Consider the following 13416-nt stretch of genomic DNA (forward strand, 5'->3'; position numbering starts at 1 on the left):
TCGAGTCCTTTCCTCAGCTCACAACGGCGTCAGCTCACAACGGCGTCGACCGGGCCGATACGCAGGGTGCCGTCGTTGAGGGGCATGCAGCGGATGCCACCCGTGGTGCGCAGCGCCTTCCACGCCCCCGGGCCGACGGTGACGTCCATCCAGGCGCAGGGCCGGGCCGCCCGGTTGACCCGCAGGCTGACCGGCCCGTCTCCGGAGTCCAGGACCAGCACCCGGCCGATCAGTTCGTCCACGGCGATCCCCGTGGTGAGGATGTTGCGCCGGACCTCCGCCAGGCCGATGCCGACCGGCAATGACTCCCGGGCGATGACCGTGACGCTGGCGTCGCGGTGCGCCTCCTGGCCGAAGTACCGGTCACCGACGACGCCGAGGCCGGCCCGGATCTGGACCATCTCGACCAGCTCACCGGGCGGGGCGGGCGCCGGACCGTCGGCGGGCCGGCCCAGGAAGCGGTGCACGGGCGAGGCCAACAACTCGACGATCTCCGGCATGGCAGGGATTCTACGAACCGTCGGGGCCCTCCGGGCCAGGTTGGTGGACTGCGCCGCCGGGTGACGGCGACGACTCTTCGCGTCCAGCCCCTGAGCCGGGCCTCCGGCTCACACCGCCAGGGCCGCACGCACCTCCCGCTCGGCCGTGACACCCCCGTCGCCGTGTGAGGTGACCCGGCCGGACTCCAGCACGTGGTAGCGGTCCGCCACGCGCAGCGCGAAACCCAGGTGCTGCTCGACGAGCAGCACACTGAACCCGGACTGCCGGGTCAACTCCACGATCCGCTCCTGGATCTCCGCGACCACCGACGGCTGGATGCCCTCGGTCGGCTCGTCGAGCATCAGCAGCCGGGGCCGGGTGATCAGGGCCCGGGCGATGGCCAACTGCTGGCGCTGACCGCCGGAGAGCAGCCCGGCCCGACGCCGCAGCAGCGGGCGCAGCGCCGGAAACAGATCCAGCACCTCCGCCGTGGCCACCGCCCCGTCGCGCCGGCCGTCGGCGACCAGCCGCAGGTTCTCCGCCGCGGTCAGGTGTGGAAAGCACTGCTGGCCCTGTGGGACGTACGCCATCCCCCGCGCCACCCGCTCGTGCGGTCCGAGGCGGGTGACGTCCGCGCCGTCCAGCTCGACGATGCCGGCGCTCGGGCGCAGCAGGCCGGCCGCGACCCGCAGCAGGGTGCTCTTGCCGGCCCCGTTGTGCCCGAGCACCGCGGCCACCCCGTCCGGCGGGACGGCGAGGTCCACACCGTGCAGCACCCGGCTACGCCCGTACCCGGCGTGGACCCCGCGCAGCGTCAGCATCATGCCTCCAGGCCGGTGCGGGCCGACCCGGCGTCGACCGGGTGGCCAAGGTAGACCTCCTGCACGCGCGGGTCCGCCTGGACCTGCGCCACCGTGCCCTCGCTGAGCACCCGACCGGCGTGCAGCACGGTCACGCTGCGCGCGAACCGGCGCAGGAAGTCCATGTCGTGCTCGATCACGACGACCGTGCGGTCCTGGCTCACCGTCTCCAGCAGGGCACCGGTGGCGTCGCGCTCCTCATGGCTCATCCCGGCGACCGGCTCGTCGAGCAGCAGCAGGCGCGCGTCCTGCACCAGCAGCATGCCGATCTCCAGCCACTGCTTCTGGCCGTGCGCGAGCGTCCCGGCGAGGTGCTCGGCCCGCCCGGCCAGCCCGATGGTCTCCAGTGCGGCGGCCACCTCGTCGGGGATGTCCCGGCGCCGGCGGGCCAGGGTCGCCCAGCTGCGCCGGGCGCCTGCCGCGATGTCGAGGTTCTGCAGCACCGACAGCTCCTCGAAGACCGTCGAGGTCTGGAAGGTCCGCCCGATGCCCAACCGGCTGATCCGGTGCACCGGCCTGCCGAGCAACTCATCATCACCGAACCGGACCGAGCCGGTGGCCCGGACCAGGCCGGTGATCGCGTCGACCAGGGTGGTCTTGCCGGCACCGTTCGGCCCGATCAGGAACCGGATGTCACCGGCCGGCACCTCCAGCGAGACGCCGTCGACGGCGGTGAAACCGTCGAAGCTGACCCGCACGTCGCGGACGGACAACCCGTCCAGCCGGTCGCCGCTCATGCCGCCGGCACCTCCGTCCGCTCGGCGCGCCGACGACCTGGTGGTGACCACGCGCGCCGGCGTGGTTCCGCGCCGCCGTCACGGCGGCGGGCCAGCGCCCACAGCGATGCCAGGCCGCCGGGGAGGAACGCCACCACGACCACGAAGAGCAACCCCTGGAGGTACGTCCAGGTGCCCGGGAAACGCTCGGACAGGGCGGTACGCGCCCAGGCCACCGCCACCGCGCCGAGCACCGGGCCGAGCAGGGTGGCCCGACCACCCACCGCGACCCCGATGACGAACTCGATCGACGGGACGATGCCGATCAGCGCGGGCGAGATGATGCCCACGGCGGGCACGAACAGCGCCCCGGCCAGGCCGGCCATACCGGCCGCGACGACGTACGCGACGAGCTTGACCGAGGCCGGGTCATAGCCGAGGAAGCGCACCCGTTCCTCGCCGTCGCGGACCGCCACCAGCAGCTCGCCGTAGCGGCTGTGCATGAGCTGGCGGGTCAGCGCGAGCAACGCCAGCAGCGTCCCGGCGATGATGAAGTAGACCATCCTCTGGTTGACCGGGTCGTCCAGGTCGTAGCCGAAGAAGCCCTTGATGTCGGTGAGCCCGTTGGTGCCGCCCGTGGTGCCCTGCTGCCCGATCAGCAGGATCACCATCGCGGCGGCGAGCGCCTGGCTGAGGATGGCGAAGTACGCACCGCGGACGCGGCGGCGGAAGACCAGCGAGCCGAGCCCGAAGGCGACCGCCATCGGCAGCAGCACCGTCGCGGGCAGCGCGAACCAGGGGCTGGCGAACGGCGTCCACCACAGAGGCAGTTCGTCGAGCTGCCCGTACAGCTGCATGAAGTCGGGCATCCCACCCGGGCCCGCGTCGGCGAGCTTGAGGTGCATGGCCATCGCGTAGCCGCCGAGGCCGAAGAAGACGCCCTGGCCGAGGGTGAGCATCCCGCCCCGGCCCCACGCGATCCCGATACCGACGGCGACCATGGCGACGCAGAGGTACTTGGCGAGCAGGGACAGCCGAAAGTCCGACAACACCAGCGGCGCCACGGCGAACAACAGCGCCGCGCCGAACGCGAAACCGGCCACCGTACGCAACCGCGAGCGACCACCGGGCCGGGCCGGGGGTGCGGGCGCCGGTGGGGTGGCGACGATGGGGGGCGCAGGGGTGACGGCGGTCATGCGAGGCTCCTGGTCCGCAGGGTGAACAGGCCCTGTGGCCGCCACTGGAGGAACGCGACGATCGCCACGAACACGATCACCTTGGCGACGCTGAGGGTGGTCAGGTACTCCCCGGTGGCCTGGAGCACGCCGAGGGCGAAGGCGACGAGCACGCTCCCCTTGAGCTGGCCGATCCCGCCGACCACGACGACCAGGAAGGCGTCGATGATCAGGTTGGTGCCCATGGTCGGGCCGATCGGACCGAGCAGGGTGAGCGCCACCCCGGCGAGCCCGGCCAGGCCGGAGCCGATGAAGAAGGTCGTCCGGTCGACCCGGGAGGTGGCGATGCCGGACACCGCGGCGAGGTCGCGGTTCTGCACCACCGCGCGGATGCGGCGCCCGAGCGGGGTGAGCCGCAGCGCCAGGGTGAGCGCCGCGACGGCGGCCAACGCCAGGGCCAGGATGAACAGCCGGTTGTTGGCGATGGTCAGCCCGCCGGGCAGCGCCACGTTGCCGGTGAGCAGCTCGGGCGCACGGGTCTGCACGTTCGGGCTGCCGAAGACGTCCCGGGCCAGTTGCTGCAGCATCAGCGACACCCCCCAGGTGACCAGCAGGGTGTCCAGCGGCCGGGCGTAGAGCCGGCGGATGAGCAGCACCTCCAGCAGCACGCCCATGGCTCCGGCGACAACGAATGCCACCGGCAACGCGACCACCAGTGACAGGCCGGCGCCGGTGATGCTCTGCTGCAGGACATAGGTGGTGTACGCGCCGGCCATGATGAACTCACCGTGCGCCATGTTGATCACGTTCATCTGGCCGAAGGTCAGCGCGAGACCGAGCGCGATGAGCAGCAGCACCGCGCCGATGCTGATGCCGGTGAAGAGTTGACCGAAGAGGACTGTCACGGTGGGCACTCCGAACTGCTGGTCGGGTGGCCCGGGCGGGCCGCGCGGCAACGCGCCCCGCCCGGGCCGGCGTCGTCAGGCCAGGCCGCTCGCCCACGGGTAGCTCTTGAGGTACGGGTCCGGCTCGACCGGCTTGCCGGAGTTCCACACCTCGGTGATCAGACCGTCCGCGCCGATCTTGCCGATCCGGGCGGTCTTGGAGATGTGCTGGGTCGCCCCGTCCACCGTGACCAGGCCCTCCGGCGCGTCGAAGGTGATCCCGCCCGCGGCGGAGCGCACCTTCTCCACGTCGAACGCGCCGGCCTTCTCGACCATCGCCTTCCACAGATGCACCGCGACGTACGCGGCCTCCATCGGATCGCTGGTCGGCTTGTCCGCGCCGTACTTCGCCTTGTACGCGGCCACGAACGTCGAGTTCGCCGCCCCCGGGGTGGTCTGGTAGTAGTTCCAGGCGGTCAGCTGCCCCTCCAGGTACTGGGTGCCGATGCCCTTGACCTCCTCCTCGGCGATCGACACCGACACCACCGGCAGCGCGGCGGCGGTCAGCCCGGCCGACTTGTACTCCTTGAAGAAGGCCACGTTGCTGTCACCGTTGAGCGTGTTGAACACGGCGTCGGCCCCGGACGACTTGACCTTGTTGACGATGGTGCCGAACTCGGTGGAGCCCAGCGGCGCGTAATCCTCGCCCAGCACGGTCATCCCGTTCGCGGCCGCGTACGCCTTGATGATTTTGTTGGCGGTACGGGGAAAGACGTAGTCGCTGCCGACCAGATAGACCGACTTCGCACCCTGCGCCTTGAGGTAGTCGAGCCCGGGAACGATCTGCTGGTTGGTTGTCGCACCGGTGTAGAAGATGTAGGGCGACTGTTCGAGCCCTTCGTACTGCACCGGGTAGAACAGCAACGCCTTGTTCTTCTCGAACACCGGCTTGACCGCCTTACGGCTGGCCGACGTCCAGCAGCCGAAGACCGCGGCGACCCGGTCCTCGGAGATGAGCTTCTCGGCCTTCTCGGCGAAGGTGGGCCAGTCCGAGGCGCCGTCCTCACCGACCGGCTGGATCTTCTTGCCGAGGACACCGCCGGCCGCGTTGATCTCCTCGACGGCGAGCATGATGGAGTCGCGGACGGTGACCTCGCTGATCGCCATGGTCCCGGAGAGCGAGTTGAGCAGGCCCACCTTGACGGTGTCGCCGGAGACGTCGGCGGTGACGCCGGTCGTACCGCCCTCGTCGGTGGTCTTGCTGCCGCACGCGGTCATCGCGGCCGCGGCGACCAGGGTCATGGCACCCGCCAGGATGCGGCGGCCCCGGAATAGTGACATCAAATCTCCCCTGCGGTACGCGTGGAGTGTCGAATGGGCAATGCGGTGCGGTCCGGTGGAGCTGAGGTGGGCGGTGCCGAGGTCGACGGGTGGACGCCGCCCGGGGCACCGGATCGGATCTGGGCAGGGAAAGCGTCGACCGGCATCATTGCGCGAGTGTTTCCCAGTCCTTAATTGACTGTTTCCGCGCGGCCGGGGCACTGCCCACGAAGAAACGGCCGGCACCGTTGACGAATCACGGTTCCAGCCGTTCGGAGCTGTGCGGATAAAGCGTCACCACAATGGTCGGCAGACGATTTCACCGACGTGGAGGCATAATGGCGGTAGCTGACCTCAAGGCCAGATCCTTCACGCAGGAAGTATCTTAGAGCCGGGTCGGGTGGCGCTGTCAAGGGTCCGGGCCCCGGGATCAGAGCTGGGCGAGCACGGTGAAGTCGAGCCCGTCGGCCTCGGCCAGATAGATGCGCTGACGCACGTGCCGCTGCCGCAACCGCAGCCGCCCGCGCGGCCCGTGGTACGCCACGGTGTCCGCCGCCGTCTCGATCGCCCGCACGTCGAGGGTGCGAGCCTGGCCGATCAGCGCGGCGAGCAGCATCACGCCCTCGTAACAGGACTCCCCCAGGCTGCCCAGCGGCGGCGCCTCCACCCCGAAGCGACGGGCGAACTCACCGTGGAAGTCGAGGTTCTCCTGGGTCACCAGCCCGGCGAAGAAACCCGCCGTGCTGTACAGCCGTCGGGTCGCGCCGGCACCGCTCGCCAGCAGCATGTTCTCGTCCATCAGCGTGCTGAGCCGCAGACAGCGCTGGTCCAATCCGGAGCGTGCGAACGCTCGGTTGAACCGCACCGCGTCCGCACCGACCAGCAGCATCACCACCGCGTCCGCCTCGCTGTGCTCGATGCGGCGCAGCACCTCGTCGAAGTCGTGCGCGTCCAACGGCAGGAAGTGCTGGCCCACCACCCGCCCACCGCCGCGCAGCGCGTACCGCTGGGCCGCCCGCGCCGTACGACGGGGCCACACGTAGTCGTTACCGACCACGAACCAGCGACGTACCCCCTGCTCCCCGGCGAGCAGCCGCATCGCGGGCCACAGTTGGGCATCCGGCGTCTCGCTGGTCAGGAAGACGCCCTCGGTACGCTCGCCGCCCTCGTACAGTGCGGTGTAGACGTAGGGCACCCGGTGGGCGACGCGGGGCGCCAGCGCTTGGCGCACCGAGGAGATGTGCCACCCCGTCACCCCCTGCACCGCCCCCACCGAGACCAGCGCCTCGACCTCGGCGGCCACCTCGGCCGGCGGTGCGCCGCCGTCGACCGGCACCAGCCGCACCTCACGGCCAAGCACGCCGCCGCACCGGTTGATCTCCTCGACGGCGAGTTGCGCGCAGAGCTCGCAGGTGGGGCCGAACATGCCAGCCGGCCCGCGCATCGGGTAGACCAGCGCGATGCTGACCACGGCACGGTCGACGGTCAGCCACGGCGGTGCCGGCGCGGACATGAGCACATGATTGCCCGGCCCACGACCGAAGGCCAGAGCTCACCACGGACCGGGACGACTCGCTACCATGGGATCGCCACCGGACCAGGGAGTTCCATGTCAGACGTGCCCGGGGCGCCAGCCGACCTGCTGCGCTCACTCACCCGCGCCGAACGGCTGCTCTCCCGCCGGTTGGGCACCGTTCTGGCCGACGACGCGCTGACCATCGAGGCGTGGCGGGTGCTCTGCCTGCTCGCCGACGGCCAGGGCCACTCGATGAGCGAGGTGTCCGCCGAGGCGTCGCTGCCTCCAGGCACCCTCACCAAGCTGGTCGACCAGCTCGTCGACCGCAACCTCGTCTTCCGCCGGATCGATCCGATGGACCGCCGACGGATTCGGGCGTACCTGACCGCCCGGGGCCGACGCGAACACGAGCGCCTCGACCAGCGGGTCCGCGCCAGCCTCGCCGAGCTGGGCGTCGAGACCGACAGCGACCTGGTCGACCGGCTCGACGACCTGGTCGACCGGCTGGACCCAACCCGCCGACGCGACCGGGCCGACGCGACCGGCCCACGCCGCTGACCCGCGCTCCCGACCGGGCGCCCTCGCGGCGTCACTCCACCTTGGTGAGAAGCGGCTTACCCTTCTCGACCACGTACGTGGCCAACTCGACGGCCACCCCGTCGCCGACGTTGCGGGCCTGGTGGTGGACGCCGTACGGCACGGTCAGCGCGTCACCGGCAGTGCACACCACCGGCGACTGGCCCTCAATCGTGTATTCCAGTGACCCCTGGAGCACGTAGATGACCTCTTCGCCGGGATGGAAGTGCGTGAACGGCGGTGAGTCCGGCGTGAATTCCACCCGGCTCTGGATGACCTCACGTCCCGGGATGCTGAGATCGTGCTTCTGCAGATCGACACGCCACAACCCCGGCGCGCCCTCCACGGCGGTGGGACTGATGCCCTCGGGTCGACCCCCTGCACCCATCACAGCCTCCTGTGAGCCGTCATGCGAACGGCAATCGCTCCGGTTGGCACCTCCACCCGAGGATATGGGGCACCGACCCGGCCGGGGCGGGGACGCCGAAAAGGGGAGTCCGCGACGCGGCGACGTCCGGCCGCCGGACCAGCACGGCCGTGCTCCCGTCACCCGGTGAGGTGGGCGCGCAGGGTGTGCGCGTCGGGGGCAGTGGCGGTCCACAGTGTCGCGGGACCACCGGCCAGCGGCAGCCGGGCGACGGTGCCGGCCGCCGTCGCGGGTTCGGCGGGCCGCGACGGGTCGACCACCAGCAACGAGCCGGTAGCCGGTGCGGCGCCGAGCACCGCCGGTCCGGCCCAGCCGGGTGCCGCCGGCCCCACAGCAAGGGACTGCCGCAGCAACGGTCGGCCGGCGTAGTCGACCTGGGTGTGCACGACGGCGCCGCCGGGCGCCTCGGCGTACCGGCCGCAGATCAGCTCGTCGCGCCACCGCAGGCTCGCCCCGTCGGCCAGCTCGATCCGGGACTCGGCGAGGTGCGCGCAGCCGGCCGCCGCGACCAACTGCTCGGGAAGCCAGTGCAGCGTGGCACCGGCGTGCACGACCGCCCGCACCGCCATCCGGGACACGGCACCCGCCCGGCCGGGCAGGGCGATCGACGCGGCGACGCTGTGCACCCGGACCGCCGCGCCCGGACCCACCTCGATCTCCAGGCGCAGATCGTCCCCCGCGAGCGGTCCGGCCGCCCCGCCGACGAGGTGCACCGTGGCGACACCACCGTCGGCCGGGGTTTGGCGCAGCAGGAGCGGCGTCTCGCCGTGCAGCTCGACCAGGACCGTGCCGCCCCGACCGTCGGCCCGGGCGACCAGCCGGGCGAGCGCCCGCATCAGATTGGGCCCACCGGTACGGCGAGCGGGTGCAGGGCGGCGTGGTGGGCCAACTCGTGCCGGATCCAGTCCGCGACCGACGTTGCCGTGGGGTCTCCCACGATGGACAGGAAGAGGGTCGGGAGGTCGCCGCGGCGGGCCCGCGCGTCACGGTCCATCACGGCGAGATCGGCGCCCACCATCGACGCCAGGTCGGTCTTGTTGATCACGAGAAGGTCGGCGGCGGTGACCCCCGGCCCGCCCTTGCGGGGCACCTTGTCCCCGCCCGCCACGTCGACCACGAAGATCTGCCGGTCAACCAGCCCTCGGCTGAAGGTCGCGGTCAGGTTGTCCCCGCCGCTCTCCACCAGGACCAGGTCCAACGGGCCGACCGCCTCGGCCAGCTCGTCGACGGCGTCCAGATTGGCGCCGATGTCGTCCCGGATCGCGGTGTGCGGGCAGCAACCGGTCTCCACGGCGCGGATCCGGGCCGGGTCCAGCACTCCGGCCCGCCTGAGGAAATCGGCGTCCTCGGTGGTGTAGATGTCGTTGGTCACCACCCCGAGCCGCAACTCGTCGGCGAAGGCCCGGCAGAGCGCGGCCACCAGGGCCGTCTTGCCGGAGCCGACCGGTCCGCCGATGCCGACCCGCAGGGCACGACCGGCACGCGCCAACGGCGGATGAGGGTCCACCCCCGGCTTCGGATGGGTGTGCGGAACGGTCTCGTCGTGGGGTAGGGCGGCCGGCGGCGGCGTGGTCGGTTCGACGGCGGGCACAGCGCTCGGCACAACGGTGTCAGGACGCAAAGAGACGCACCTCCCAGGTGGCATGGATTTCGGCATGGATGTCGGCGAGTGGAGCGGCGGCGGCCGGCAACCGCTCCGGTGGGTCGTCGGCGGCCCGCGCCGCGTCGGCGGCCGTGCCGTCGCAGGCATCGGCCAGGCCGACCAGCAGGGCCTGGACCCGGTACGGGTCGAGGCCGAGCAGGCGTACGCCGGCGCTTGCCGCCCCGGTCACCGTCCCGTACGCGGCGACCGTGGCGGTGTCGATGCGAGACAGCCCTGCCGCGGCGCAGAGCAGCCCGAGCACCAGCGGCTGGTGTGCACCGCAGGGTGTCGCGGGCAGGTCGCCGAACGGTGCGTCCGGCCAGATGGCCCGGCCGGCCCGCAGCAGCGCCCGGCCCTGCCGGCGCGAGACCACCCGCAACGCCGGGGCGGCGGTACGCGCGTCCAACTCCGCGTCGAGTCGAGCCAGCGCCCCCGACCGGACACCCGGCTCAGCCAGCGCCGCAGCCCGGTGTGCGGCCGCGGCGAACGCCGCGCCGACCAGACCGGCGGTGGCCAACCGTCCGACCAGGAACGCCTCCAACGAGGCCAGGTCGGTGACCCGACCGGCGGCGACGGCCGCCTCCAGGCCGCCGGAGTGCGCGTGCGCCCCGGCCGGGAAGCGCCCGTCGGCCAACAGCAACAGCAGGCTCGGCGTCGCCATCAGAACAGGAAGTACCGCTGGGCCATCGGCAGCCGGGTCACCGGGTCCGGTTCCACCACCTGCCCGTCGATCCGCACGGTGAAGGTGTCCGGGTCCACCTCGATGCGCGGCATCGCGTTGTTCTCCGGCAGGTCGGCCTTGCCCCGCGACCGCACGTCGGTCACCGGCACCACCCGGCGTCGCACGTCCAGGCGGAGCCCGGCGTCCAGGGCCGCCGGCGCCACGAAGGCGAGGCTGGTCGCCGCCGCCGCCGCGCCGTACGCCCCGAACATCGGCCGCGGCAGCATCGGCTGCGGCGTCGGGATCGAGGCGTTGGCGTCACCCATCTGGGCGTACGCGATCATGCCGCCCTTGAGCACCAGGTGCGGTCGTACGCCGAAGAACGCCGGGTCCCAGAGCACCAGGTCGGCGAGCTTGCCCGGCTCGACCGAGCCGACCTCGTGCTCCAACCCGTTGGCCATCGCCGCGCAGATGGTGTACTTCGCCACGTACCGCCGGGCCCGGTGATTGTCGGCGGCCCCGTCACCCGGCAGCGCGCCGACCCGGTCCTTCATGACGTGCGCGCTCTGCCAGGTTCGCGTGATCACCTCGCCGACACGGCCCATCGCCTGCGCGTCGGAGCCGATGATGGAGATCGCGCCAAGGTCGTGCAGCAGGTCCTCGGCGGCCATCGTGGACGGTCGGATCCGGCTCTCCGCGAAGGCCAGGTCCTCCGGCACGGACGGGTTGAGGTGGTGGCAGACCATCAACATGTCCAGGTGCTCGGCCAGGGTGTTGGCGGTGTACGGCCGGGTCGGGTTGGTCGACGAGGGCAACACGTTCGGTTCGCTGGCCACCGTGATGATGTCCGGCGCGTGCCCGCCACCGGCGCCCTCGGTGTGGTACGAGTGGATCGCCCGTCCACCGATCGCGCGCAGGGTGTCGGCTACGAAACCGGCCTCGTTGAGCGTGTCGGTGTGGATCGACACCTGCACGCCGGACGCGTCCGCCACCCGCAGGCAGGCGTCGATCGCCGCCGGTGTGGTGCCCCAGTCCTCGTGCAGCTTGAAACCGCCCGCACCGGCCCGTAACTGTTCCCAGAGCGCCTCGCTGGAGACGGTGTTGCCCTTGCCGAGCAGCAGCACGTTGACCGGCATCGTGTCCAGGGCCTCGTGCATGCGGGCCAGATGCCAGGCGTTCGGGGTGATCGTGGTCGCCCGGGTCCCCTCGGCCGGCCCGGTGCCGCCGCCGACCATCGTGGTGATGCCACTGGCCAGCGCCTCGGTCACGATCTGCGGGCAGATGAAGTGCACGTGGGTGTCGACCGCGCCGGCGGTGAGGATCCGCCCGTTGCCCGCGATCACCTCGGTCGACGGGCCGATGACCAGGTCGGGATGAACACCGGGCATGGTGTCCGGGTTGCCGGCCCGGCCAAGTGCCACGATTCGCCCGTCGCGCAGCCCCACGTCGGCCTTGACCACGCCCCAGTGGTCGAGCACCACCGCACCGGTGATGACGGTGTCCAGTGCCCCCTCGGCGCGGGTGGCGCGGGACTGCCCCATCGACTCGCGGATCACCTTCCCGCCGCCGAAGACCGCCTCGTCACCGCCCACGCAGTGGTCGGTCTCCACCTCGATCAGCAGGTTGGTGTCGGCCAGTCGGATCCGGTCACCGGTCGTCGGCCCGTACAGGTCGATGTAGCGGTCCCGCCGCACGGCGCTCATCGCGGTGACCCGTCGGCCGTCGGCGCGTCCGGGTCCAGCGGTCCCGCACACTCCCCGCGCAGACCCGGCACGATTCTCGCGCCGCCGAGCGGGACGAGATCGACACTGCGGCTGATGCCCGGCTCGAACCGGACCGACGTGCCTGCCGGCACGGCGAGCCGCTGACCCCAGGCGGCGTCCCGGTCGAACGCCAGCGCCGGGTTGGACTCGCCGAAGTGGTAGTGCGAGCCCACCTGGACCGGTCGATCGGCGGTGTTGACCACGAGCAGGGTGGTCACCGGACGGCCCACGTTGATCTCGACCGGACCCGCCGCCGGCAGGATCTCCCCCGGGATCACGGGATCGGGTGGTGCACCGTCACCAGCTTGGTGCCGTCCGGGAACGTCGCCTCCACCTGCACCTCCCTCAGCAGCTCGGGGATGCCGTCCTGGACGTCGTCGCGGCCGAGCACGGTCCGGCCGGCCGACATGAGGTCGACCACCGACCGGCCGTCCCGGGCCCCTTCGAGCAGGAAGGTGGTGATCAGCGCGACGGCTTCGGGATAGTTGAGTCGCAGGCCGCGCTCGCGGCGGCGGCGGGCGACGTCGGCCGCGACGTGGACGAGCAGGCGGTCCTGCTCATGCGGGCTGAGAAACACGGGCTTCTCCCGGTGGGATCGGCGTGCCCCGCTCGCCGTCGGCCCCGCACGGGGCCGCGCCGGGCAGCAACACCCGGGGTACGAGCTGGAGTCACACGACCGCCGAGCCGCCGCCGACGGGGTGACCCGGGACTCCACCATCCCGGCCCGCGCGACGGGCAACCGGCGGTGTCCGGTCGGATGCGGACCGCACCGCCCACCGCTGAGCAGACCGTAGAGGATCGCCACCGGCCGGGGCAACAGTCCCGTCGGGATCGCGCCGGCCCACAGCTGGGTACTGGTGCTCATTCCGCTTCTGTGCCGCGCCGGGCATGATCATCGGATGACGGCGATGAGGGGTACGCGCGCACTGTTCGGTGTTTTGTTCCTGGCGGCGGCCACGGTCGGGGTGTGGCTGCTCTGGCTGGGCTGGGACACGGAGTACACGGTCGATCCGGAGACCGGCAACACCAGCGGCCCGTACGAGCCGTGGCAGGTGATCGGTTGCGTGCTGACGCTCGTCCTGCTGGCCGCCCTCGCCGGTACGCGACTCAGCCCGTGGTTGGTGGGCGCGGTGATGGCGGTGGCCTTCACGGCGGCCTGGACGTGGCAGGCGGCATCCAGTGACGACAGCGGGCTGTGGGCCGTCGGGGCGGTGCTGGTGCTGATCGGGATGGCGATTGGCAGCACGCTGGTGAGCCTCGCGGCGCGGCGGCTCAGCCGTCGTCCGACCGGCCGCCGCGGCTAAGGCGTGTTTCATAAGCCGGTCAGAGCCACTCGGTGATGATGGTGAGGGTCAGGACGGCTTGGAAGCGGACTGCGAGTTTGTCGTAGCGGGTG

Annotated in this window: 16 protein-coding genes; 2 read left to right on the forward strand and 14 right to left on the reverse strand. The window is 71.8% G+C overall.

All coding sequences use genetic code 11. The annotated features are described in order from the left end of the window. Positions 1 to 29: 29 nt before the first annotated feature. From ABZS37_RS16205 to ABZS37_RS16235, 7 genes are all read right to left on the reverse strand, one after another. Complete coding sequence (locus ABZS37_RS16205) at positions 30 to 500, reverse strand: molybdenum cofactor biosysynthesis protein (RefSeq protein WP_355169617.1); 471 nt, start codon at positions 498 to 500, stop codon at positions 30 to 32. A 108-nt stretch (positions 501 to 608) separates the two neighbouring features. Then, entirely contained in the window at positions 609 to 1301 is a 693-nt protein-coding gene (gene urtE, locus ABZS37_RS16210) for an urea ABC transporter ATP-binding subunit UrtE (RefSeq protein ID WP_355169619.1), read from the reverse strand. Then, positions 1301 to 2077, reverse strand: a complete 777-nt coding sequence (gene urtD, locus ABZS37_RS16215; RefSeq protein ID WP_355169621.1) for an urea ABC transporter ATP-binding protein UrtD — start codon at positions 2075 to 2077, stop codon at positions 1301 to 1303. The genes urtE and urtD overlap by 1 nt, the downstream gene beginning before the upstream one ends. Continuing rightward, positions 2074 to 3252 (reverse strand): urea ABC transporter permease subunit UrtC, encoded by a 1179-nt coding sequence (gene urtC / locus ABZS37_RS16220; RefSeq protein ID WP_355169623.1) that lies wholly within the window; start codon positions 3250 to 3252, stop codon positions 2074 to 2076. Before urtC ends, urtD begins: the two co-directional genes overlap by 4 nt. Continuing rightward, positions 3249 to 4145, reverse strand: a complete 897-nt coding sequence (gene urtB, locus ABZS37_RS16225) for an urea ABC transporter permease subunit UrtB (RefSeq protein ID WP_355169625.1) — start codon at positions 4143 to 4145, stop codon at positions 3249 to 3251. Before urtB ends, urtC begins: the two co-directional genes overlap by 4 nt. A 66-nt stretch (positions 4146 to 4211) precedes the next feature. After that, on the reverse strand, positions 4212 to 5456 hold the full coding sequence (gene urtA, locus ABZS37_RS16230) for an urea ABC transporter substrate-binding protein (protein ID WP_355169627.1): 1245 nt from the start codon (positions 5454 to 5456) through the stop codon (positions 4212 to 4214). Positions 5457 to 5865: 409 nt separating this feature from the next. Then, positions 5866 to 6948, reverse strand: a complete 1083-nt coding sequence (locus tag ABZS37_RS16235; RefSeq protein ID WP_355169629.1) for a substrate-binding domain-containing protein — start codon at positions 6946 to 6948, stop codon at positions 5866 to 5868. 96 nt (positions 6949 to 7044) lie between these two features. Between ABZS37_RS16235 and ABZS37_RS16240 the strand changes: the two genes are divergently transcribed. After that, complete coding sequence (locus ABZS37_RS16240; protein ID WP_355169631.1) at positions 7045 to 7509, forward strand: MarR family transcriptional regulator; 465 nt, start codon at positions 7045 to 7047, stop codon at positions 7507 to 7509. Between the two features lie 31 nt (positions 7510 to 7540). Here ABZS37_RS16240 and ABZS37_RS16245 read toward each other — a convergent pair whose 3' ends face one another. The 7 genes from ABZS37_RS16245 to ABZS37_RS16275 form a co-directional block, all read right to left on the reverse strand. Further along, on the reverse strand, positions 7541 to 7915 hold the full coding sequence (locus ABZS37_RS16245; protein ID WP_355169633.1) for a cupin domain-containing protein: 375 nt from the start codon (positions 7913 to 7915) through the stop codon (positions 7541 to 7543). 158 nt (positions 7916 to 8073) lie between these two features. Then, entirely contained in the window at positions 8074 to 8790 is a 717-nt protein-coding gene (locus ABZS37_RS16250) for an urease accessory protein UreD (RefSeq protein WP_355169635.1), read from the reverse strand. After that, positions 8790 to 9575: an urease accessory protein UreG gene (ureG, locus tag ABZS37_RS16255; RefSeq protein WP_355169637.1), complete on the reverse strand. Its 786-nt coding sequence runs from the start codon at positions 9573 to 9575 to the stop codon at positions 8790 to 8792. The genes ABZS37_RS16250 and ureG overlap by 1 nt, the downstream gene beginning before the upstream one ends. After that, the gene (locus ABZS37_RS16260; protein WP_355169639.1) at positions 9565 to 10257 is read right to left on the reverse strand and encodes an urease accessory UreF family protein; all 693 of its coding nucleotides are present in this window, start codon (positions 10255 to 10257) and stop codon (positions 9565 to 9567) included. Before ABZS37_RS16260 ends, ureG begins: the two co-directional genes overlap by 11 nt. Then, a complete protein-coding gene (locus ABZS37_RS16265; RefSeq protein WP_355169641.1) occupies positions 10257 to 11960 on the reverse strand; it encodes an urease subunit alpha in 1704 nt (567 codons plus the stop codon). Before ABZS37_RS16265 ends, ABZS37_RS16260 begins: the two co-directional genes overlap by 1 nt. Then, a complete protein-coding gene (locus ABZS37_RS16270; protein WP_355169643.1) occupies positions 11957 to 12298 on the reverse strand; it encodes an urease subunit beta in 342 nt (113 codons plus the stop codon). Before ABZS37_RS16270 ends, ABZS37_RS16265 begins: the two co-directional genes overlap by 4 nt. After that, on the reverse strand, positions 12295 to 12597 hold the full coding sequence (locus tag ABZS37_RS16275; RefSeq protein WP_355169645.1) for an urease subunit gamma: 303 nt from the start codon (positions 12595 to 12597) through the stop codon (positions 12295 to 12297). The genes ABZS37_RS16270 and ABZS37_RS16275 overlap by 4 nt, the downstream gene beginning before the upstream one ends. 322 nt (positions 12598 to 12919) lie before the next feature. Here ABZS37_RS16275 and ABZS37_RS16280 point away from each other — a divergent pair, with 322 nt between their 5' ends. Further along, positions 12920 to 13324 carry a hypothetical protein gene (locus ABZS37_RS16280; RefSeq protein ID WP_355169647.1) on the forward strand — a complete coding sequence of 135 codons (405 nt, stop codon included), beginning with the start codon at positions 12920 to 12922 and terminating at the stop codon, positions 13322 to 13324. Positions 13325 to 13416: the final 92 nt, after the last annotated feature.

It is taken from the genome of Micromonospora sp. NPDC005413, from assembly GCF_040606435.1.
In the GTDB taxonomy this organism is placed as follows: Bacteria; Actinomycetota; Actinomycetes; order Mycobacteriales; family Micromonosporaceae; genus Micromonospora.

What these genes read in the sequence shown, in the direction of transcription:
- ABZS37_RS16250 (WP_355169635.1), bottom strand. Translation starts at nt 8,790, where the DNA reads ATGCGGGCGCTCGCCCGGCTGGTCGCCCGGGCCGACGGTCGGGGCGGC.
- ABZS37_RS16245 (WP_355169633.1), bottom strand. Translation starts at nt 7,915, where the DNA reads ATGGGTGCAGGGGGTCGACCCGAGGGCATCAGTCCCACCGCCGTGGAG.
- ABZS37_RS16265 (WP_355169641.1), bottom strand. Translation starts at nt 11,960, where the DNA reads ATGAGCGCCGTGCGGCGGGACCGCTACATCGACCTGTACGGGCCGACG.
- ABZS37_RS16240 (WP_355169631.1), top strand. Translation starts at nt 7,045, where the DNA reads ATGTCAGACGTGCCCGGGGCGCCAGCCGACCTGCTGCGCTCACTCACC.
- urtE (WP_355169619.1), bottom strand. Translation starts at nt 1,301, where the DNA reads ATGCTGACGCTGCGCGGGGTCCACGCCGGGTACGGGCGTAGCCGGGTG.
- ABZS37_RS16235 (WP_355169629.1), bottom strand. Translation starts at nt 6,948, where the DNA reads ATGTCCGCGCCGGCACCGCCGTGGCTGACCGTCGACCGTGCCGTGGTC.
- ABZS37_RS16280 (WP_355169647.1), top strand. Translation starts at nt 12,920, where the DNA reads ATGACGGCGATGAGGGGTACGCGCGCACTGTTCGGTGTTTTGTTCCTG.
- urtD (WP_355169621.1), bottom strand. Translation starts at nt 2,077, where the DNA reads ATGAGCGGCGACCGGCTGGACGGGTTGTCCGTCCGCGACGTGCGGGTC.
- ABZS37_RS16205 (WP_355169617.1), bottom strand. Translation starts at nt 500, where the DNA reads ATGCCGGAGATCGTCGAGTTGTTGGCCTCGCCCGTGCACCGCTTCCTG.
- urtC (WP_355169623.1), bottom strand. Translation starts at nt 3,252, where the DNA reads ATGACCGCCGTCACCCCTGCGCCCCCCATCGTCGCCACCCCACCGGCG.
- urtA (WP_355169627.1), bottom strand. Translation starts at nt 5,456, where the DNA reads ATGTCACTATTCCGGGGCCGCCGCATCCTGGCGGGTGCCATGACCCTG.
- ABZS37_RS16260 (WP_355169639.1), bottom strand. Translation starts at nt 10,257, where the DNA reads ATGGCGACGCCGAGCCTGCTGTTGCTGTTGGCCGACGGGCGCTTCCCG.